Source organism: Aeromonas sp. SER, from assembly GCF_038739615.1.
GTDB classification, from domain to species: Bacteria; Pseudomonadota; Gammaproteobacteria; order Enterobacterales; family Aeromonadaceae; genus Aeromonas; species Aeromonas jandaei.
In genome coordinates, this window is sequence record NZ_JBCGFC010000015.1 from 82,824 (window position 1) to 104,070 (window position 21,247).

19 protein-coding genes are annotated in these 21,247 nt (G+C 60.8%); 13 read left to right on the forward strand and 6 right to left on the reverse strand.

Features of this window, described 5'->3' with window-relative positions; all coding sequences use genetic code 11:
* Positions 1–74: 74 nt before the first annotated feature.
* Genes glmU through AAHA41_RS19155 form a run of 12 tightly spaced genes read left to right on the forward strand, consistent with a single transcriptional unit; the run spans position 75 to position 13,729 of the window.
* Positions 75–1,442, forward strand: a complete 1,368-nt coding sequence (gene glmU, locus AAHA41_RS19100) for a bifunctional UDP-N-acetylglucosamine diphosphorylase/glucosamine-1-phosphate N-acetyltransferase GlmU (protein WP_201968457.1) — start codon at positions 75–77, stop codon at positions 1,440–1,442.
* Between the two features lie 20 nt (positions 1,443–1,462).
* Positions 1,463–2,866, forward strand: a complete 1,404-nt coding sequence (locus AAHA41_RS19105; RefSeq protein WP_323069243.1) for an undecaprenyl-phosphate glucose phosphotransferase — start codon at positions 1,463–1,465, stop codon at positions 2,864–2,866.
* Positions 2,850–4,205, forward strand: a complete 1,356-nt coding sequence (locus AAHA41_RS19110; protein WP_323069242.1) for an outer membrane beta-barrel protein — start codon at positions 2,850–2,852, stop codon at positions 4,203–4,205. Before AAHA41_RS19105 ends, AAHA41_RS19110 begins: the two co-directional genes overlap by 17 nt.
* A gap of 1 nt (position 4,206) precedes the next feature.
* Positions 4,207–4,746 carry a polysaccharide biosynthesis/export family protein gene (locus AAHA41_RS19115; RefSeq protein WP_201963337.1) on the forward strand — a complete coding sequence of 180 codons (540 nt, stop codon included), beginning with the start codon at positions 4,207–4,209 and terminating at the stop codon, positions 4,744–4,746.
* Between the two features lie 15 nt (positions 4,747–4,761).
* A complete protein-coding gene (locus AAHA41_RS19120) occupies positions 4,762–6,903 on the forward strand; it encodes a polysaccharide biosynthesis tyrosine autokinase (RefSeq protein WP_323069241.1) in 2,142 nt (713 codons plus the stop codon).
* Positions 6,900–8,114 carry a hypothetical protein gene (locus AAHA41_RS19125; protein WP_323069240.1) on the forward strand — a complete coding sequence of 405 codons (1,215 nt, stop codon included), beginning with the start codon at positions 6,900–6,902 and terminating at the stop codon, positions 8,112–8,114. The genes AAHA41_RS19120 and AAHA41_RS19125 overlap by 4 nt, the downstream gene beginning before the upstream one ends.
* The gene (locus AAHA41_RS19130; protein ID WP_323069238.1) at positions 8,111–9,490 is read left to right on the forward strand and encodes a capsular biosynthesis protein; all 1,380 of its coding nucleotides are present in this window, start codon (positions 8,111–8,113) and stop codon (positions 9,488–9,490) included. The genes AAHA41_RS19125 and AAHA41_RS19130 overlap by 4 nt, the downstream gene beginning before the upstream one ends.
* The gene (locus AAHA41_RS19135) at positions 9,487–10,497 is read left to right on the forward strand and encodes a glycosyltransferase family A protein (RefSeq protein WP_323069237.1); all 1,011 of its coding nucleotides are present in this window, start codon (positions 9,487–9,489) and stop codon (positions 10,495–10,497) included. Before AAHA41_RS19130 ends, AAHA41_RS19135 begins: the two co-directional genes overlap by 4 nt.
* Positions 10,494–11,711: a glycosyltransferase family 4 protein gene (locus AAHA41_RS19140; protein ID WP_323069236.1), complete on the forward strand. Its 1,218-nt coding sequence runs from the start codon at positions 10,494–10,496 to the stop codon at positions 11,709–11,711. The genes AAHA41_RS19135 and AAHA41_RS19140 overlap by 4 nt, the downstream gene beginning before the upstream one ends.
* Entirely contained in the window at positions 11,708–12,211 is a 504-nt protein-coding gene (locus AAHA41_RS19145; protein WP_323069234.1) for a serine acetyltransferase, read from the forward strand. Before AAHA41_RS19140 ends, AAHA41_RS19145 begins: the two co-directional genes overlap by 4 nt.
* Positions 12,198–13,325: a glycosyltransferase family 4 protein gene (locus AAHA41_RS19150; protein WP_323069233.1), complete on the forward strand. Its 1,128-nt coding sequence runs from the start codon at positions 12,198–12,200 to the stop codon at positions 13,323–13,325. Before AAHA41_RS19145 ends, AAHA41_RS19150 begins: the two co-directional genes overlap by 14 nt.
* Entirely contained in the window at positions 13,322–13,729 is a 408-nt protein-coding gene (locus AAHA41_RS19155) for a hypothetical protein (RefSeq protein ID WP_124242573.1), read from the forward strand. The genes AAHA41_RS19150 and AAHA41_RS19155 overlap by 4 nt, the downstream gene beginning before the upstream one ends.
* Before the next feature lie 32 nt (positions 13,730–13,761).
* On the opposite strand, the gene AAHA41_RS19160 is transcribed toward AAHA41_RS19155, so the two are convergent.
* From AAHA41_RS19160 to blrA, 6 genes are all read right to left on the reverse strand, one after another.
* Positions 13,762–15,159, reverse strand: a complete 1,398-nt coding sequence (locus AAHA41_RS19160) for a DUF4832 domain-containing protein (protein WP_323069232.1) — start codon at positions 15,157–15,159, stop codon at positions 13,762–13,764.
* Between the two features lie 134 nt (positions 15,160–15,293).
* Positions 15,294–16,643 carry a cell envelope integrity protein CreD gene (creD, locus tag AAHA41_RS19165; protein WP_323069230.1) on the reverse strand — a complete coding sequence of 450 codons (1,350 nt, stop codon included), beginning with the start codon at positions 16,641–16,643 and terminating at the stop codon, positions 15,294–15,296.
* Between the two features lie 118 nt (positions 16,644–16,761).
* Positions 16,762–17,241 (reverse strand): DUF1566 domain-containing protein, encoded by a 480-nt coding sequence (locus AAHA41_RS19170; RefSeq protein WP_323069229.1) that lies wholly within the window; start codon positions 17,239–17,241, stop codon positions 16,762–16,764.
* Between the two features lie 111 nt (positions 17,242–17,352).
* The gene (gene blaOXA, locus AAHA41_RS19175) at positions 17,353–18,147 is read right to left on the reverse strand and encodes an OXA-12 family class D beta-lactamase (RefSeq protein ID WP_323069228.1); all 795 of its coding nucleotides are present in this window, start codon (positions 18,145–18,147) and stop codon (positions 17,353–17,355) included.
* A gap of 83 nt (positions 18,148–18,230) precedes the next feature.
* Positions 18,231–19,652, reverse strand: coding sequence for a beta-lactam sensor histidine kinase BlrB (blrB, locus tag AAHA41_RS19180; RefSeq protein WP_323069227.1), 1,422 nt, complete (start codon positions 19,650–19,652; stop codon positions 18,231–18,233).
* Positions 19,649–20,320, reverse strand: coding sequence for a beta-lactam response regulator transcription factor BlrA (gene blrA / locus AAHA41_RS19185; RefSeq protein ID WP_323069225.1), 672 nt, complete (start codon positions 20,318–20,320; stop codon positions 19,649–19,651). The genes blrB and blrA overlap by 4 nt, the downstream gene beginning before the upstream one ends.
* A 122-nt stretch (positions 20,321–20,442) precedes the next feature.
* On the opposite strand from blrA, the gene AAHA41_RS19190 reads away from it, so the two are divergent.
* A complete protein-coding gene (locus AAHA41_RS19190; RefSeq protein ID WP_041210464.1) occupies positions 20,443–21,216 on the forward strand; it encodes a DeoR/GlpR family DNA-binding transcription regulator in 774 nt (257 codons plus the stop codon).
* The last annotated feature ends 31 nt before the right edge of the window (positions 21,217–21,247 follow it).

A 21,247-nucleotide genomic window follows, 5' to 3' on the forward strand; every position in this document is an offset into this window, starting at 1 on the left:
ACCTTCGGGTCGCTTTTTTTTTGCCCGTTGGATAGACTCCGCCGAGTATTTCCTCATGTTCCAAAGGTCAATTTATGTCCCTCAACGTCGTGATCCTGGCTGCGGGTAAAGGCACCCGCATGCGCTCTTCCCTGCCCAAGGTACTGCACCCGGTTGCTAACAAACCCATGGTCTCCCATGTGATCGATACCGCCCGTCAGGTCGGCGCCGAGCAGTTGCATCTGGTTTATGGCCACGGTGCCGAGCTGCTGAAAGAGCGGATCGTGGCGGCTGATGTCAACTGGGTGCTGCAAGCCCAGCAGCTGGGAACCGGTCACGCCGTCGCCCAGGCCATCCCGTTCTGGAAGGATGAGGACGACGTGCTGGTGCTCTACGGCGATACCCCGCTGATCCAGCCCGAGACCCTGCAGCGCTTGCTCGCCGCCAAAGCGGAAAACGGGATGGCACTGCTGACCGTGGTGCTGGACAACCCCACCGGCTATGGCCGCATCGTCCGTGAAAGTGGTCAGGTAGTCGGCATCGTCGAGCAGAAGGATGCCAACGCTGAACAGCTGGCGATCCGTGAGGTAAACACCGGCGTGCTGGTGGCCAATGGGGGCCAGTTGCGTCAATGGTTGTCTCGTCTCGACAACAAAAACGCTCAGGGCGAGTTCTATCTGACCGATGTGATCGCGATGGCTCACGGCGATAATTGCCCGATTGCAGCCGTTCATCCGGAGCGCGCCGCTGAAGTGGAAGGGGCTAATAATCGGGTTCAATTGGCTCAACTTGAGCGCAGCTATCAGCAGATGCAGGCCGAGAAACTGATGATTGCAGGTGCAACCATGATCGACCCCGCACGCTTTGATTTGCGTGGGGTTTTGGAAATTGGTGAAGAGGTCGTTATTGATGCAAACGTCATCATTGAGGGCAAGGTGACTCTTGGCAATCACGTTCGTATCGGAGCCGGTTGCGTACTGAAAGATTGCGTCATTGGCGATCACACCGAGGTGAAACCCTACTCGGTTATCGAGGGTGCACAGGTGGCAGATCAGTGCTCAGTGGGTCCGTTTAGCCGCTTGCGCCCGGGGGCGGTTCTGGAGCAGGATGCGCACGTTGGCAACTTCGTCGAGATGAAGAAGGCCCGTCTTGGGGTTGGTTCCAAGTGCGGTCATCTGACCTATCTGGGTGATGCCGAGATCGGAGCCGGGGTGAATATCGGTGCCGGTACCATCACCTGCAACTACGACGGGGTCAACAAATTCCAGACCATCATCGAGGACGATGTGTTCGTCGGTTCTGATACCCAACTGGTAGCGCCTGTTCGCATCGGCAAGGGGGCCACCCTGGGTGCCGGCTCTACTATTACCAAGGACGTGGGTGAAAATGAACTCGTGATAACCCGGGTACCCCAGCGTCACATCAAGAACTGGGCTCGTCCGGTCAAGAAAACTGATAAGTGATATCAGTATGAAGGCGACCCATGAACAAACGAATCATCAAGCTCGCAGACGCGAGCCACAGTCTGTTTTCCCGCTTTGTCGATCTGGTGGGAATTTCAGTCTCAATGGTGCTGCTTTCGCGGCACTTTGGTTTGTTTCATGGGTTGGACGAGATGTCACTGGCCACGCTGGGCATGGTGGTCTTCTTTCTGGTTTCCCAGAATACCGGGCTCTATTGCAGCCGAGTTCGTAAAAATCTGGCGCAGTCTCTGCTGCGCCTCATCTTCTCCTGGTTGGTAACAGCTACCCTGCTCTACCTGCTGGTCTATCTGGTTCCCATCTTTAAACCCTACCACCCTTTCCCGCTTGAGCTGGCAGTGCTCTGGCTTGCCATGGCCTGTCTTATTTCCACCGGCTATCGGGTGCTTTACCGACTGGTGACCCTCTGGTTCAGCGGTGCTTCCTGTTGTCGTCGTGTGGCCATCATTGGCGTGACTCCGGCTGGACTGGCGCTGGAGAAATCCCTCTGGGAGAGTCCTCGTCACGATATCCAGATGCTCGGATTTTTCGATGCCCGCAGCGAAGAGCGCTTCGGTTACCCGACTCGCAGTCCTCTGTTGGGTGATGTCGACGAACTGCTCGAGCTGGCCCGCAAAGGGCTGGTCGACGAAGTCTATCTGGCGCTGCCCCTGACTGCCCGGGAGCGCATCAATCACTACCTCTACGAACTCTCCGATACCACGGTCGATACCTATCTGGTACCCGATTTCTACGAGTACGGTCTGACCGTATCCCACATCGATCGGGTGGGCGATATCTATACCTTCAGCTTTTTCGATTCCCCGTTTGAAGGTGGCGCCGCCCTGCTCAAACGGATTGAAGATCTGGTGCTGGGTTCACTCATCCTGCTGCTCATCTCTCCGGTCATGGCGCTGGTAGCTCTCGGGGTGCGTCTCTCTTCACCCGGACCTGTGCTCTTCAAGCAGGATCGCTACGGTCTGGGGGGGAAACGGATCCAGGTCTGGAAATTCCGTTCCATGCGCGTCATGGAGAATGATGCCGTGGTGACTCAGGCAACCAGAGGCGATCCCAGAGTGACGCCATTCGGTGCGTTTTTGCGTCGTACCTCGCTGGATGAGCTGCCGCAGTTTTTCAATGTGATTCAGGGTTCCATGTCGATCGTTGGGCCGCGTCCCCATGCCGTGGCGCACAACGAGCAGTACCGCTCACTGGTGGAGCGTTACATGCTGCGTCACAAGGTGAAACCGGGGATTACCGGGCTGGCCCAGATAAATGGATTTCGTGGTGAAACCGACACCCTCGACAAGATGGAGATGCGGGTCAAGTTCGATCTCAAGTACATCCAGTACTGGTCGCTCGGACTGGATTTCAAAGTCATTTTCCTGACTGTATTCAAGGGGTTTGTCGGTGCATCCGCTTACTAGCCTCGTTTGCGTCGGACTGCTGCTCTCCCCCTCTCTTTCAGTCCGCGCCGAGGTCACCCCCGTATCCCATCAGGGGCCGCTTGGTCTGGAGATCCAGACCGAGGTGGAGAGCCGTTACGGCCACGACAGCAACCTGCTGTGGCTGCGTGACAGTGGTCAGGCGATTGACTCCGATTTCGTCGGGATCTCCCCGGAATTTCGCATGGTGGGTGAACGCGGCCTGGATCGTTATCAGTTCAGCTATCTGGGTGATTATCGTCGCTATGGCAGCAGCCATGCGGATGACTATGCCGATCACCAATTCCAGTTTGACGGCAGCTGGCGCTTCTCCCTGCGCAACGCCTTCAAACTGATGTACCAGTATCGGCTGGGCCATGAGGCGCGTGGCGAGGGGCTGACCGAAGGCTTTATGTTGCAGGGAGATGCCTCTCCTTGTCCCAGCGACGCTGATAAGAAAGGTCGTGCGCTCTGTGGTGATGCCACATTCGGCAGATTTCAGATAAATGAGCCGCTGCGCTTCAAACGCAGCGAAGTGGGTGGCCGCTACAGTTACGGCGCTCCCGATGCCAGAGGCAAGCTGGAGCTGGCGCTCTCCCACAAGGAGCTGGGCTATCTCGACAAGCACCTCTACCTGCATGACTTTGAACGCTATATGGCCGAGCAGGAGTGGCAGGAGAACACCGCTATTGTCGAGCTGTTCGATCAGGTGAGCCATGTCAGCCGTTTTCGTTACACCCTGCAGACCAATCTGCGACGCTATCCGGCCAATCCGCGCAAGGATTCCGACGAGTTTTTTCTCATCACCGGGGTGATGAGCCAGCTGACTGGCAAGACCCGGATCGATGCCAATATCGGCGGGATCTACAAGCGTTTCGTCAACGATCCGCAGGCAGAGAGTTTCAAAGGGCTGAACTGGGATCTACGTCTGGAGTGGCAACCGCTCGATTACAGCAAGCTCGCGCTGCTCTCCAGCCGGACCATTCGTGATCCGGGTGGTGACGGCGGCTATGTCAGCAGCCAGCTATATGGCGCCGAGTGGCAGCACCACTGGTCACCCGGAGTTGCGACCACGCTCTCTTATCACGATATCCGGGATGATTATCACCAGTCGGTGGTCTGTGGTAACGACAACCGCCACCGTCAGGACGATATCCATCGCTGGGGCATGGGCATCAGCTACGACATTCGTCCCTCCGTCAATCTGGGGCTCCACTACCAGCAGGCCGACTCCGGCTCCAGCTTTGCCGGGCAGCCCATCGACATCGGCGGCAATTGCTATGGCCGTGCCCTCGGTTACGACAAACAACAGCTTTCTCTTTCACTCAAGGTAGCCATTTAACATGAACAAAAGCGTGATGGTGCTTCTGCTTGGCTGGTTGTTCAGCCTGTCGGTCTGGGCTGGCCAGAGCCCGCAAGGCAACGATTCCGCCTACCGGTTGGCGCCGGGGGACGAGGTCGAAATCCGGGTGTATGGCGAGCCGGATCTGTCGATGAAGTTCAAGGTCGATACCAGTGGCCACGTCAATTACCCCTATCTGGGTCAGGTGCTGCTGATGGGCCATACCACCACTGAGGTGGCCGAGCTGCTGACCAGAGGGCTCAAGCACGGCGTACTGCTCGACCCCATGGTGACGGTCAACGTGACCACTTTCCGCCAGGTGTTTGTTGCTGGCGAGGTGGCTCACCCGGGTGGCTACGAATACCAGCCCGGCCTGACGGTGGAGAAGGCCGTCGCGCTGGCGGGTGGTTTCACCGATCGCGCCGCCAGACGGGATATCAGCCTGCGCCTCAATGGCAGCGATCAGTTGCTGGAAGAGGTGAGCCTGCAACGGCAGCTAAATCCCGGCGACATCATCACCATCGAACAAAGTTTCTTCTGATCCAGGACGCTCTTCATGACTTCATTGTTGGTTGAAAATGGCCGTGCGCTAGAGAGTCGCCTCGATTTCAGCGGCCCCTGGCGGGTGCTCAAGGCAAACTGGTGGAAGGTGGTATTGTTTGCCGCCGTGGTGACCCTGGCGGCAGCACCCTTTATCCTCAGCATGCCGCCCTACTATCAATCCAGTGCGACCCTGCTGCTGAAGGCAGATGCCAACAGCGCTTCTCCTATCGAGCCCGTCTATCGGGTCGATACCAGCCGCCGCGAGTACTACAACACCCAGTTCGAGCTGCTCAAGTCACGCCGGGTGGCCGAGAAGGTGGTTACTCATCTGGGCTTGGCCGAGCTGCCGGAATTCAACGGGCAGCCCAATCCGGACAGCTGGCTGAGCCGCATCAAGGGGCTCTGGAGTGCCGGACATCAAGAGGATGCCTCCTCACGCCACCAGCATGCGCTGGAGTATCTGGCCAGACACCTGACCGTCTCGCCGGTGCGCGATACCCAGCTGGTCAGCATCGGGTTCGAATCCCGTTCTCCCGAGCTGGCCGCCAGCGTCGCCAATGAGGTGGCCCAGACCTACATCGATCTCAATGTGGAGGAGCGGGTCGATGCCAACACCACGGCATCGCACTGGAACCAGAGCCGGCTGGTGGAGATAAAGGCCAGTCTGGAGAAGCAGGAGAAGCAGCTCGGCGATTTTCTTGCTCGCAATGATCTGCTGACGTTTCGCGGCGTAGATGGTCTGCAAACCGAAGAGCTCGGCATCATCACCAACAAGTACGCGGATGCCCGCGAGCGGCGGCTGGCGGCGCAGGCCGAATTCCAGTCCATTCAGGAGTACGGCCGCAATCCGGCGGCGCTGGCCTCCCTGCCCGAGGTCTCCAACCACCCCCAGATGCAGGATCTGCGCATCGCCCTCATCAAGGCCCAGCAGGAGCTCTCCGAGCTGGCCAAGCGTTATGGCCCCAAGCATGACCGCATCCTGCAGGCAGAGGCGCGCATCAAGGCGCTCAATACCCAGTCAAACCAGCTGATGCGGGAGATTGCCGACGGTATCGAGGATCGCTACCAGAGCAGCCAGCGCAAGGAGCAGGAGTACCTCGCCCAGCTTGACGAGAAGAAGCGGGAGTTCTCCTCGCTGGCAGTCAAGAAGGATGAGTACAACAACCTGAAGAACAATATCGACAAGACCCGTCAGCTCTATAACGAGCTGTTCCGCCGTCAGGAAGAGACTCGCCTGAACGCTCAGCTGCACGAGTCGAATGCCATCCTCTACGACGCGGCATCGGTGCCCTTGTTGCCTGCCAAACCAAACAAGATGCTGTTTCTGCTGATGGTGGTGATCATGGCGGGCATGGTTGCCGTGCTGGTAGTCATCACTGCCGGAGCGCTGCGCAATACCCTGGATCGTCTGAGCCAGCTGGTCTCCCAGCTCGGTGGTCGGGTGCTTGGTGAAATCCCGCGGCTGGCGGCCCTGCAGGATCAGAGTGCTCTGCTGCGGGTGGGGGCGGTCAATCCCAGAGTAGGTGCCAGTGCCGATGACCTCTACGCCATCATGCGGCTGGAGCAGGGTCAGCTGCAGCGCATCATGATCACCTCGACCCGTGCTGGTGAGGGCAAGTCGACGCTGGCGGCTCTCTGTGCCGCCAGCTTTGCCCGCCATGAGCGAGTGCTGCTGGTGGATGGGGATCTGCGCCGGGGCTCCCTTGGTCGCCAGTTGCTGGGGCAGGCAGCCAGACCGGGGTTGGCCGAGCTGCTCGCAGGCGAAGCCGATTTGGCTGCCTGTCTGGTGGCAAAAGAGGGATTGACCCTGCTGCCGGCTGGCCAGCCGGTCTCCTCCCCGCTGGCACTGCTTGGCTCGCCACGCTGGAGCGAACTGCTGGCAACTCTGGCCGGGCAGTTTGACCGCATCATAGTGGACACCCCTGCGCTGGAGGTCGGCAAGGATGCCCTGCTGCTGGGACAGCCGCTGGATGGTGCCATTCATGTGATCCAGTCCGGCCAGCTGCCGGCCAGTCGGGTGCTGAGCGTGCTTGCACAGCTGCGGGATGCCAGAGTGGCGGTGTTGGGGACAGTGCTGACCCAGGTCGCCGAGCGCGATCTGGAAGGGGCGGAGAACCTGAGATTCTGTGGTGCACCCACCCGGGGCGCGCTATGAAACTGCTACGCAGCATCACCACCATAGGGGGTGCTTCCGTGCTATCCCAGCTGATCGGGGCGTTCTCGGTCTGGTCACTGTCGCACAAGTTCGACATGGCTGCGGTCGGGCTCTATGCCCTCAGCTACAGTCTGGTGCTGATCGGTGCCCAGCTTGCCACCTTTGCCTCGCAACTGCTGTTGCCCAAGCTGGAGGAGGCCGAGCTGCCCGGCAACCTGATCTTTTCCCTGTTGCAGGTCTGGCTGCTCCCCATCCCCTATGTGCTGGTGGTGGTCTGCTTTTTCTCGCTGCCGCTCTGGCCGCTCTACCTGCTGACCGTGACCCACGGGCTGATCCTCATCGCCGAGAATCTGGCCCTGCGGGCCGGCCACTACCAGCGGCTCGGTCTGCAGCGTATCTCGGCCTCTGCCGTGGTGCTGCTCTGCCTGCTGCTTGCCCCAGACATGGCGCACTTCTATCAGTTATGGGCCTGTCTGTTGCTGCTGGTGATCGGGGGCTGGTTGTGGTCTGCCTTTACCTGGCACAGTGCCATGCTGAGGGAGGCTGCCCCGCGCCACCTGCTGCACTTCTTCTCCCGCCATAAAGCGCATCTGGCTGGTGTCGGCAGTGCCGAGGTGCTGGCGATGGTGACGGCCAATCTGCCGACCGTGCTGATCAACTTCTGGTTTTCCCCTCTGGTGGCGGGCTACTTTGCCGTGGTCAACCGCTTCTGTCTGGCGCCCGTGGTGATTGTCGGCAACGCCATCCGCCACTCCATCTTCTCGCGATGGTCGGAGGATTTTCGCCTGCGCCGTTTCAACGGGGAGGAGTTTCGCAAGGTGAAGCGGCTGCTGCTGGCGATGGGCAGTGCGGCCACCCTCGGGATCCTCATCTGCTATCCGCTGGTGATGAAGTGGTTCTTCAATGCGGAGTGGATCGCCTCCATCGATACCTCCCGCTACATGTTGCCCTATGTCTTTACTGCGGTAGCCATCTGCCCGCTTACCGTAATCGAGCTGGTGTTCGGCTCGCCCGGCTACTTTTTGCGGATCCAGCTTGAGCAGTTGCTGGTCGTGGTGATTGCCTTCGTGCTGTTGCCCAGGTTGCAGCAGGAGTACGAGCTCTGCGTGCTGGCCTTCTCTCTGCTGACTGCGGTGCGCTACGGCTTCGTCTTTTTGCGGGTCAACCGCCGGGCTGCCGAGTTGCAGGGGCGGATGGAGCTGGCCTCGTGAACAGTGCCCTCATCATGCAGGCCAATCTGCTGCTGTCGCTGGTGATCTGCGGCCTGGCCCAGTACGTTACCGGTATTACAGCCTTCCTCTGGCTGCCCTTCCTGCTGGCCATTGCCACCTTGATGTTGCTGCCGCTGCAGACGCGTTACAGCCCGTTGCGGCTCGACTATCAGGAGAAGGTGCTGCTGCTGCTCTACTGTGGTTTGCTGGTGCTGGCGCTGCTGGGCACCCTGCTTCAGCAGGGGGGCATGGTGACTATCATCGGTTTCAAGAACGAGCTGGCGCTCTCTCTGCTGCTTCCCTGCCTGTTGCTCGGCTTTTGCCGCGAGTCACAGATTTACCGCATCATGAAGCTGGTGGAGTGGGTCTTCTACCTGCAGATCCCGGTGGTGCTGTTTCAGGTGCTGGTGGTGGTGCCGAAGCGGGTGGCAATGCGCGGCGAGTTTGAGAAGTGGGACTCGGTGGTCGGTACCTTCGGGGGGGATCCCATGGGTGGCGGCAATACCGGTGCACTCGGCTTCTTCTGCCTGCTGGTGATGCTGATCAAGCTCTCCGAGTTTCGCCACGGCCTCATTTCGCGTCGTTCGGTCGCTTTTCACATTCTTGCCGCCTTTGCCATCTGCGTGCTGGCCGAGGTGAAGTTCGTCATCCTGTTGTCCCCCTTGCTGCTGGCCTGGGTCTGGCTCTCGCCAAGCTATGTCAGGGGGATGAAGAGCTATGACCTCAAGCGTCTGTTGCTGATTGCGCTGGCGATGACGGCGCTGGTGGCGGTGGCCGTTATGGTGCTGGCTGCCTCCTACTCATCCGCGTTCGAGGGGGCCGGGCAGCAGGGGGCCATTGAGCTGTTTATCGACTCCCTCGGCTATATCTTCGATCCCAACCACATCAACCCGGAAACCGGCGAGCTAGGGCGGGTGACGACGCTCTTTTTCTGGGCCAGCAACGGTGATCACCACGGTCTCAGCAATCTGCTGTTTGGTTATGGCCTCAACACCACCAACCATGGCAGCACCCTGCCCGGTTTTCTCAACCCCCTGTTCAACGTGCTGCTCGACTCCACCTCCCTCAGCGTGTTGCTGTGGGAGGTGGGACTGATGGGCACCCTGATCTTCATCGTGCTGATCGTTCTGCTGCTCTGGTGCTGCCGTCCCCGTCCGTTGCTGGATCGCCAGCTGCTGAGCGCGGCAGATGTGCGTCTGCTCAGCTATCAACCCGCTTTCATCGCGTTCGGGATCGCCTGCCTGCTGAGCTTGCCTTACAGCCAGCTGCTGATGCTGATCCCGGTGCAGCAGTTTCTCTTCTATTTCGTGCTGGGTGCCGCTCTGGTGATCCGTTCTTCGGTTCGGCAGGCCACCCGTTCCTGTGAGGTGTCATGACTCCATCCCCCCTTATCTCTGTCATCATCAAGACCTACAACGAGGAGGCAGGGATTGCCGACACCATTGCCAGCATCAGAAGCGCTCTGGCCGACTACACCCACCAGATTATCGTGGCGGACAGTCTCTCGACCGACCGCACCCAGGCGATCGCCTGCCAGCTGGGAGTGACTGTCGTCAGCCTGACCAACCCGGCCGATCGCTGTTGTGGTGTGGGGCCACAGCTTGGCTACCTCTTCAGTGAAGGGGAATTCCTGCTGCTGCTCGATGGCGACATGAAGCTGGAGCCGGAGTTTGTGCCGGCCGCCATTGCGCATATGCACTCCCATCCCGAGTGCGGTGGCGTGGCCGGGCGGGCCGAGATGGATGATGCCCACAGCTACGAGTTCAAGTCGCGCAAGCAGCGCATCAACCAGATCTATCCGCTGGGCGAGTCGCGCTGGCTGTGTGGTGGCGGTCTGTTTCGACGCTGCGCCATCGAGCAGATCGGCTATCTCACCAATCGCAACCTGCACGGTTACGAAGAGGCGGAGCTGGGTATCCGGCTGCGTCAGGCTGGTTATCGGCTGGAACGGCTCGATGTCCCCTTCTTCTTTCACACCTCCCACACCATGGACTCCCTTGCCCTGATCCGTTACCGCTGGCGCATGGGGTATCTGTTTGCCAGCGGCGAGCTGGTGCGCTCGGCGTGGGGGCAGCCCTATTTTCGCGAGGTGCTGTCGGTGATCCGCTCCGAGCTGCTGTTCGGACTCTACCTGCTGGCACTCCTGTTCTGCGTGCTGCTTTTCGTAGCCGGGCTGCCGTTCTGGTTGCCGCTGCTGGCGCTGGCACCGCTGGGTGGCTTCATTGCTCTCAAGTGGTTGAAGAACCGCTCCCTGCAAGATGCCCTGCGCAGTGTCATGAACCTCTCCATCTATGCAGCCGGGTTGGTGCGCGGCCTGCTGTTGCCCCAGCGCTCCCCGCGCGAGGCGCCCGCCCATCGTCTGATCCAGGAGTCATTGCCGTGAAGGTGCTCTTTGCCAACAAGTTCTTTTTCATGAAGGGCGGTGCCGAGACAGTCCTCTTTCAGGAGCGGGAGATGGTGCGTCAGGCGGGTCATCAGGTGATCGACTTTGCCATGCAGCATCCGGATAACCTCCCCTCGCCCCAGAGTGGCTACTTTCCGGCCAACGTCGATTATCACCAGCGGCACGGGCTCTTCGATCGGCTGAAGATTGCCGCTCGCTTCATTCACAATCAGGAGGCCTGTGATCGGCTGGCGGAGCTTATCCGTGCCGAGCGGCCCGATATCGTTCACTTTCACAACATCTACCACCAGCTCACCCCGGCGATCATCCGGGTGGCCAAATCCCTGGGCTGCAAGACGGTGCTGACGGCGCATGACTACAAGGTGGCCTGTCCCAACTACAGCATGCTGGTCGATGGCGAGCCGTTCGATCTGACCCGGATCAAGGGTTCCTGGCTCAAGCTGTTTCGCCATCAGTGGCAGGAGGGGTCGTGGGGCAAGAGCCTGCTGCTCTCTGCCGAGGCGGCCTGGCAACAGTGGCGCCGCAACTATGAGCAGGTCGATGCATTGGTGGCGCCGAGCGCCTTCATGGCCGGGATGCTTCGCACCCGGCTACCCGCTTCCCGCATCGAGGTGATCCTCAATGGCATAGATGTCGAGTCGAGCCGCGAAAGCGGAGAGGATCGGGGGTACTTTCTGTTCCTCGGCCGCCTGATGGCCGAGAAAGGGGTCGAGACGCTTGCCCGTGCCCATCAGCGCATGACGCGGCCGGCGGGCCTCAAAATTGTGGGCGGTGGCCCGCTGCTGGCGCACCTCGGGCAGCATTATCCCAATGCCGAACTGCTGGGGTTCAAGCAGGGGGAAGCGTTGCTCGATCTGCTGCGCCACGCCAAGGCCGTGGTGGTGCCGTCCGAGTGGTACGAGAACTGCTCCATGTCGGTACTGGAGGCGATGGCCTATGGCAAACCGGTGATCGGGGCTCGAATTGGCGGGATTCCGGAGCAGATCCGCGACGGTCTCGATGGCTTGCTGTTCGAGGCGGGCAATGCCGAGGAGCTGGCCCGCTGCATGGACAGGCTGGTGGCCGAGCCGGAGCAGACGGCGGCCATGGGGCGTTCGGCCCGTCAGCGACTGATCGACAACTACTCCCTCGCCAGCCACCAGCAAGCTCTGCTGGCGCTCTACCAGTCGTTGCTGGAGGAGAAACGGAGATGAGTTTCTGGCATGAGTTGAAAGCCGAACTGGCACTCAATCCGAGCAAGACGGCGCGCCTGTTCCTGTTCAGTTACCGGCTGGCACAGACCCGTTATCAGGGAGGCCGCTTTCTGGCGTTGCCCGGCTTGCTGCTGCTCAAGGGATTCAAGCTGTTGTGCGGCCTCGATATCTCGCCAAGAGCCCGGCTGGGTTGGGGTCTGCGCCTCTATCACCCGCAGAATATCGTCATCGGTGACGGCGTGCAGATGGGGCGTGACTGCACCCTGCGCCACAACTGTACCCTGGGCAACAAGCCTGATCGCCAAAGCGGCCAGCTCCTTTCACCCACCGTGGGGGACAGGGTCGAGTTCGGCACCGGCGCCATCGTCATCGGGGCCATCGCCATTGGTGACCATGCCTGTGTCGGTGCCGGCGCCGTCGTTACTCGTTCCGTCCCGGCTCGCGCCGTTGTTGCGGGCAATCCCGCCAGAATCATTCGAGAAGATCATGAAGCAGATTAGTGTGACCGTGCTCGGTACCCGGGGGATCCCCCATGTTCTGGGCGGTGTCGAAACCCATTGTCAGTCCCTCTATCCGGAGCTGCACCGCCAGTTCAAAGTGGCCGCGACCGTGCTGGCTCGCGCCCCCTATGTGAATTACCGAAGCGGCGAGTTTGAAGGGGTGGCTCTCAAGGCGTTGCCCGCCCCCAAAAAGAAGTCGCTGGAGGCAATCCTCCACTCTCTGCTCGCGGCTTTTTACTGCCGCAGCCATGCCTGCGATCTGGTGCATGTCCATGCCATCGGCCCGGGTCTGGTGGTACCGCTGCTGAGGTTGCTTGGCAAGCGGGTGGTTTTTACCCATCACGGCCCAGACTATGATCGCCAGAAGTGGGGGGCGCTGGCCAAGTGGGTATTACGCCTTGGCGAGCGCTGGGCGGTACGTTATGCCAGCGAGGTGATCGTCATCTCCGAAGTGATCAACGAGGCGATCCGCCGCCAGTACGATCGCCAGGATGCCCACCTCATCTACAACGGGGTTAAACGGGTCGAGTTGCCGGCAGCGGACAAGAGGGAGCTTACGCTGGCCCGTTTTGGACTGACCGCTGGCAGCTATCTGGTGGCGGTGGGCCGCTTCGTCGAGGAGAAGGGGCTGCACGATCTCATCGCCGCCTATCGCCAGCTCGATACCGAGCTGCTGCTGGTACTGGTGGGGGATACGGATCACCCTACCCCCTACAGCGAGCGCTTGCAGCGGATAGCGGATGAAACACCGGGGGTGATCCGCACCGGTTTCCTCAATGGCGAGGCGCTGATCAGCGTCTTTTCACAGGCGGCCCTGTTTGCCATGCCCTCTTATCACGAGGGGTTGCCGATTGCCCTGCTGGAGGCGCTCTCCTTCTCCCTGCCGGTGGTGGTGAGCGACATTCCCGCCAATCTGGCGGTGGCGCTGCAACAGGAGTGCTATTTCCCGGTCGGCGATGTGAGTGCGCTGGCAGAGCGACTCAACGCCCAGCTGACTCGCGGCAAGGTCGATTACAGCGACTATCTGCAGCGGTATGACTGGCAGCGGATCGCCGGCCAGACCATGGAGGTCTACCGCAAGGCTTTGGGCCTGCCCGCAGGAGAAAACCAATGAGCCAATTACCGCAGAAAACTCAGGGGGCGATCGACCGCTTCTACCGTGCTCTCTCCCCCGAGGTGGCCGAGAGCCTGAGCGAAACCCAGCGCGACGGTATCGAGCAGGCGCTGCGGCTGATGAGTGATGGCAAGTCACACGCCATCAACGTCAACAGCGCCTTCGGCATCGGTCGCTGGCGTTGCTATCTGGTGGTGCTGATGGGACGGGATCGCCGTCACCGCGGGCGGGAGAGCGGCTTTCGCTTTCACCTCAAGGTGCTGCTGACCACCCTGCTGTTGCTGCTGGGGATCTGCGGCATGGTGCTGCTGCTCTATCTGGTGAAGTCGGCCCTTGGCATCGACATTTTCAAGCACTTCTCGTTCGGGGTGTGGGACCTGTTCAAAAAGAGCGTGCTGATGTGATGAAAGAGGGCTCCTGCGGGAGCCCTCTTGCGTTACTGGATGTCGATCTCGGCCAGACGATACCAGCCACTCTCTGCCAGACCGGCAATGCCGAGCTGCAAAGCGGGCTGCTTGTCCTGACCGATGAAGGCCAGCTCGAGATAGTAGTGACCGCGTGCCATCCGGCTCGGCAGGGTCAGGCTGTCACGAGTGGTAGCCTTGTTGCCCGGGATCCAGCGGGTCATGTCGTTGCGGGTCACCAGCATGGCGCCGACCTGCCCTTCCTCGTTGACCAGCCGGTAGGTGAGTGGCCAGTTACGATAGGCCGGCGCTACCCCGTCGTTGTGCCAGTCACCGTTGAGGGTAAGGGTAGCCCCCGGCTTCATGGTTCCCTTGAGGGTCAGCTGGTCCAGCACGATGCGATAGCCCATCTTGCGCAGGGCATTGTCGACGATAGGTCGATATTGGGGTGGAACCGGATCCGACTTGAGATTGATGGTGGAGGCGTGTTGGGCCAGCGCCCAGTCAAAGGTGGCCTTGACCTCCTCCATGGTGTACTGCTGCTGGCCTGGCCACTCGCTCAGCTTGCCGCACACCTCGAAACTGACCGGCGCCCGCTGCCAGCTGGAATCGAAGTTCGCCACATCGGCGCGGGCGCTCGCCAGTCGTTCCGGGTAGGCATTGCGCATGTGGCTCCAGCTTTGGGAGAAGTGGTGCCAGTCGCCGAGGCAGTCTGCCCGCCAGCCGGCTCCCTTGCCCACGGCATACTCGAACATGGGCAGGTTGTTGATCAGCATCAGCTTGGGGGTTCGCGGAAAAGCGGCCATCTGCAGGTCAACATAGGGTTTGAGCTGCTCGCTGCTGTAGCGCTGCTCCAGCGTCGGGCCGGGGAAGTTGCTCATGTGCCACTCTCCCCATGAACCTATCATGCCGATGTCGACATGACTCAGCGCCGGATTGCCATCGTAATGGTCTCCCAGCGCCTGGAACAGCCGGGTGGCCCGGGCGAGGAACTGCGGGTCGCTGTAGTCGGGCACAAAGGTCTGGTGGTTGTTCACCCACTCTCCCCGAACCCCCTTGTTGATGAGCCACTCCGGGATCTTGCTGCCCGAGAAGGGCTCATCAAGGGTCATGACCCTGAGGGCAATCGACTGTTTCGGGGTGGCGTGCTGTGCCTGATCGATGGCCCTGTCGATCAGGGCAAAGTTGTATTCGCCCTCCCGTGGCTCCAGCTCGCTCCAGTAGAAGCGGAAGTAGTCGACCGTGCTGACCGGATGTTCAGCCAGAGAGAGGGGATGACCCCAGCTGTTGTGAAACTCTTCGATACCAACGCCGGGATTGTGCAAGAGGTCGTCGACCGGTTCGGGATGAATGGTGAGGGTACCGGCCAGAGCTCCCTGAGCCCATAGCAAGCCGGAATAGAGCAGGATCCTGCCCGGATGCATTTTCATGTGATCGTCCGCCAGTGGAACATGGTTGCATGCTAGGAAATTGGCGGGCAAAGGCCCAGCCGGTTCCGCTGTTTTCGAGAAGAACCGACTGAAGCCTTTGTTGTCTAGGTCAGAGATTGACGGAGGTTGTGCCCTCAGTCGTTATTGTCATGTCCGGCTGGGCGGGACTCGACACTCTGTTGCCCCATCACCTGATACCAGTCGAGTTTGCGGGTCAGCAGCATGATCAGCGCCAGAGTGGCGAACAGCAGTAGTGCACCGAGCAGCAAGGCAATCTCTTCGGCCTGCAGCAGGCTGTAGAGGATGGCATAGACCAGCCCGAGCAGCGCAGCAAAGCCTATCCCCTGCTTCGGGCCGCCCAGCACATGACTGAGGTAGAAGCCGTTGAGCAGCACGCTGGCCAGCGCGGCCACCAGATAGGCCCAGCCAAAGCCGAGGTGTTCGGTCAGGGCCAGCAGCACCAGATAGAAGATGGCCAGCCCCATGCCCACCAGCGCGTACTGGATCGGGTGAACCCGCAGCCCCTTGAGCAGCTCGAACATGAAGAAGCTGATAAAGGTGAGACCGATGAAGAGCAGGGCATACTTGGCCGCCCGTTCGTTGAGCTGATAGTGATCCACCGGTTGCACCAGACTGACGCTGAAGGTCGGCAACACACCCTCCCCACCGTTCATCGCCCGGTTGAAGCGGTTCTCCATGTCGGTGGCGAACCAGCTGGTCTGCCAGTTGGCGCTGAACCCCTCCTGATTGAGGCTGCGACTGGCCGGCAGGAAGTCACCGATAAAGTTGGGGTGGGGCCAGTTGCCTGCCAGCTGCAACTTGCTCTCCCGGCCGAGCGGCACCACTTCCAGCTCGTTCATCCCCTGCAGATTGAGCTCCAGATGGAAGGTGCCATCCTGTTGCGGCAGGCTGTCGAGAGGAGCATGGATCCCGGCCTGGGTGCTGCCGAGGCGGGCTCCCGGAGCAAAGGGGGTGCGCTGCTTACCGAGCTGCAACTCGGGCACGCTGTTGATGCCGCGGGCATCGGAGAGCACCAGACTCAGGTAGGGTTTGCCTGCCACCAGCTCGTCATCCCCGGCGAGCGGCGTGCTCTCTTGTAGTTGAGCTGCTGTCGGCAAACGGCCAGAGAGGGAGAGCCGGGTCTGATAGACCTGCGCCTGATAGATGCCGAGCTTGCGCGGGGTCACCTCCATGGTGGCCTGCACGTCGAGCTGTTCCGGCAGCAGGTAGCGATAGGTCTGCTCCTGACGGACGAAGCGTTTGCCATCCTGCTCGACCGTCATCAAACGGGTATAGGGCTGCACGATAACCGGCCCCATCAGCCGTTGCGGGCCACTGCTGCTGGCCATGATGCTCTGGATCGCCTGATTGCGGTAAATCTGCCGCTCCCGGTTCAGCTCCATGATGGATTGCACCGGTACCATCAGCAGCAGGCTGAGCAACAGCAGCAGAAAGATCTTGTGGGTGAATATCTGTTTGACCATGACACGTCTCCTTGTTCTGAGGAGCGAGTCTGTCAGTCCGGCGTGAAGTGGTGATGGGCTTGTGTGAAGTGGCGGTGAACTTGTTGCAAAATGGCGCCATCAGGCGCCGTCGGATTGTTCAGGGGCGGGAGCGCACCAGCCGGGCGGCTTGCGCGAAGCGATCGGTATGGCCATCGATCACTCCGTTTATAAAGTCGATGTAGTAGACCAGTTCCGGCATCTCCTCGATGGTGCTGGATGTCCAGTAGGGAGCAGCATTTTCCCCGTTGTCATGGATGTCCGGAAAGAAGTTGGGGTCTGTCATCGGCGCCCGGCAATTTTCGTCGAGCAGGGTGAAGAGCTCCTCGATGGTGGGGAGACGCCACCCCTCGCCAAGGCGGGCCGCTTCATCCTTGGCTTCAAGCAGCGTCAGCAGGGCCGGTGTGCCCACGCACCCTTTCCCCTCCTGCCACTCGCTGCCGAGGCTGCACGCCTGCCATTCGAGCTGGTTGAGCCGATCATGGATGACTCCCCCTTGCCGACTCAGGCGATCGGAGAGGTCGCAGGCGGCCAGCGCCATGCTTGACGGAAGCCAGAGCAGCCACAGGAATAATTTCATTTTTGTCTCTTGTGCGGATGGCGGTCAGCGCAGTGTCGGCGGGCTGACCCTGATGACCGGAGCGGGCTGCGAAGCTTTGGCCTCCAGCCCTGTCGTCAGGTTATGTGGGGATCAGAGCTTCTTGAGTTGCGCGGGCAGGGCAGCCAGCACCTCTTCTTTCGCCTTGATCGAGGCGAACTGCTTGCCCGGTTTCTGCACCACGGTATGAACGAAAATGAGCTGCTTGCCAGGTTTGCTGGCCCAGCCGACGAACCAGCCGATCTGCTGATCGCGGTTGAGGCTGCCATCCAGCTTCTTCGGGTAGCCCATGCCGGTCTTGCCGTGGATCTGCCAGCCGTCGATCTCGCTCACCTTGAGGATATTGGCGGTGTACTGCAGGGTCTGCGCCGAGACCGGCAGCTTGCCGCTCACCATCTTGCCGAGGAAGCGAGCCTGCTCCTCCGGACTGATGGCGAGGCTGGAGCTGAGCCAGGCCTGAGTCAGGCCGTCATGCTTGCCCGGATTGCCGGAGAGATCCCGGTTGCCGTAGTCGAAGTGGTCGACGTATTGCTGGAAGCGCTCCATCCCCAGCCACTCGGTGATCTGCTGGGAGAACCAGACCACCGAGTAGGTTTCCCAGCGGCGCGGGGTAGTGGTTTCGCGCCAGGCGGGCAGCCAGCCGTCATAGCTCGGTTTGTAAGGCAGCGCCGGATGCTCTTCATCCACCAGATAGCCGCTGTCGTAACCCATCAGCGCGAGCGGGATCTTGAAGGTGGATGCGGGCGGCAGCTGGCTGGAGCAGTCCCCTTCGCTGGAGAGAGTCTGACCGTTGCCATCGGCATAGAGAAAACAGCCGCTGGCGGCGGAGGCCGGCACGGCGCAGAGCAGACCGGTAGCCAGCAGGCCGGAAAGAAGCAGGCGAGACATGGGGCGATTCCTTGGGTTGATAAGTGAAAGAGCGGCAGGATAGCGCCACTCTGTGTGGTAAATGTGAAGTTGTGGGGAGGTGACTAGGCGAATGGCAGCCAGAGTTCCGCCAATGCGCCACCTTCCGGCCGATTGGCGAGGGTCAGACGCCCGCCATGCTGGTGGGCCACCTCATGGGCGAAACTGAGCCCGAGACCACTGCTCTTGCCCTTGTCGGGGCGCGGCAGGGAGTAGAAGCGCTCGAAGATCCGTGGCAGGGCGTAGTCGGGAATGCCGGGGCCGCTGTCGGTGACCCGAAAACAGTAGCCATCCTCCTGCTGGGTGCCGCTGAGAGTGACGCTGGCGCCTGCCGGTGAAAAGTCGATGGCGTTGTCCAGCAGGTTGCCGATGGCCTGCTCCACCAGCAGCGGGTCCCACTTCTGCTTGGGGGCACCGGCCAGCTTGGCCACCAGCGCTACCTGCCGGCGCTGGGCGATAATCTGGCGGGCATCGAGCGCCCGCTTGCCGAGCCCGGCTGGCTCTACCGCTTGCCGATCCAGCCCCTGCCCCGACTCCAGCCGTGCCAGTTGCAGCATCCGCTCGATCAGCTGCTGCATGCGGGCGCTCTCCTGATTGATGTTGCCGATAAAGCGCCTGGCCACCTCGGGGGGCGGCGTTTCGGCCAGGATCTCTCCTGCCCCGCGAATGGCCGCCAACGGGCTTTTCAGCTCGTGGGTCAGGCTGTGGACATAGCCCTCGATATAGCTCTTGCCATCGAGCTGGTGGCGCATGGTTTCAAGGGCGTGGCCGAGCCGATCCAGCTCGACGGTGTGCAGTTGCGGCAGCGGCGCTGCTTCCCCCTTGCTGACCGATTCGGCGTAGTGCACCAGTTTGCCGATGGAGCGGTTGAGCCACCAAACCAGCAGACTACCGATCAATAGCGAGATGAACAGCATCTGGCCGGCGGCCTGCAGCAGTTCCCGTTCACCCCGCTCGATGGCGGGCATCAGGGTCCGATTGGGTTTGGCGACGGTGAGGGAGCCGATGATCTCTGTCCCCTCCCGCAGCGGTGCCGCCACATACATGGTCGAGCTGGCGGCATCGTCGGGATCGGTGCGGGTGCTGCGGGCGCCATACTGGCCGCGCAGAGTGCGGTAGACATCGTTCCAGCGGGAATAATCCTTGCCCAGATCCGTGCCGTCGGAGTCGTAAATCACCATCCCCCGCCGATCCGTCACATAGATGCGGTACTCCGCCTGCTGTTTGAGGTGGCCGTCGATCATCGCATTGATGGGATTCTGGTTGAGACGGGCGAAGGCGCTGGCCAGCCGCCCGTTCATCATATTGCCCTCTTGCAGATCATCGAGTGCCAGCGGTGCCAGCAGCTGGGTCATGTCGACCAGGGTATCCTCGGTGGCGCTGCGCACTCCGGGTTTGATCTCCTCGACGAAGATCTCCAGCACGAACCAGGCGGCCAGTGCGAAGATCAGCAGCAGGCCGCACAGCAGTTGCAACCCGAGTCTCATGCCAGCTCCAGGCTATAGCCCAGCCCGCGATGGGTGAGGATCAGGCTGGCTTCGGGATCATGCTCGCGCAGCTTGGCGCGGATGGTCTTGATATGGGTATCGACGGTGCGATCCAGACTCTCTTCGGCATCCTGCCACACCAGATCCATCAGCTGCTGGCGGGAGTAGACCCGGCCCGGCGCTTGCATCAGGGTCTTGAGCAGCAGATATTCGTAACGGGTGAGGGCCAGCGGTTGACCGCGAAAGTGAATACGGGCTCGCTCCTCATCCAGTGCCAGTAATGGGGCTGGCTGGGCCGAGGGCTGGCTGCGGCGCAGGATGACCCGCACCCGGGCACACACCTCCCGTGGCGAGAAGGGTTTGGCCACATAGTCGTCGGCGCCGATCTCCAGCCCGATCAGCCGATCAATCTCTTCGCTGCGGGCGGTGAGGAACATCAGGGGTGTGTCGGTCAGCGTTCTGACCTGCTTGCAGAGCTCGAAGCCGCTGATGTCGGGCAGCCCCACATCGAGGATCAGAAAGTCGGGCCGGCTCTGGGTCAACCGGCTCAGCAGCTGCTGGCCCAGAGTGAACCACTCCACCTCGAAGCCATCGGTCTGCAGGGCATAAATCAGGGTGTCGGCGATGCTGGCCTCATCTTCTACCAGCCAGATAACTCTCTTTTGCATGGCATCCTCGTCGCAAATCGGCTCCTCATTCTGGCATTGAAGCAAAGCGGATCCTATTTGCTGTTTTATTTTTCCAAAAAAGGCGCTAACATTTCGATGTTCTTTCGAATCGAAACTTAAAAATGACCAAACGTAATACCCAACAGCGCCGCCACACCATAGTCACCCTGGTACAAGAGCAGGGGGAAGTGAGCGTCGATGCCCTCGCCAAACACTTTTCTACCTCTGAAGTGACCATCCGTAAAGATCTGGCAGTGCTGGAGACCGGTGGTCTGCTGCTGCGTCGCTACGGTGGCGCCGTCCCCCTCCCCTCCGAGATGGTGGTGGAGTCGAACCCCGAACAAGTTTCGAATCGAAAGTTGGCGATTGCCCGTGCGGCAGCCGAACGGCTGCGTGATCACAACCGCGTCATCATCGACAGCGGCAGCACCACCAGCGCCATGATCCCGCTGCTTGGCAACAAGCGCGGCCTCATCGTGATGACCAACTCCCTCAACGTGGCGGGCGCCCTGCGCGAGCTGGAGAACGAGCCCACCCTGCTGATGACCGGCGGTACCTGGGATCCCCACTCCGAGTCCTTTCAGGGTCAGGTGGCGGAGCAGGTGCTGCGCTCCTACGACTTCGACCAGCTCTTTATCGGGGCTGACGGCATAGACCCGGATCGCGGTACCACCACCTTCAACGAGCTGGTGGGCTTGTCGCGGGTGATGGCCGAGGTGTCGCGGGAGGTCATCGTCATGGTCGAGTCGGAGAAGATCGGCCGCAAGATCCCCAATCTCGAACTGCCCTGGTCAAGCATCCACACCCTGGTGACCGACGAGGGGCTGGCCAGCGAGGCCAGAGAACAGATTCAAGCCCAAGGGGTGACGCTTATCTGCGCCCCGGTCACTTGCTGACATCGAGCTCTGAACCATCCAACCGAATTTA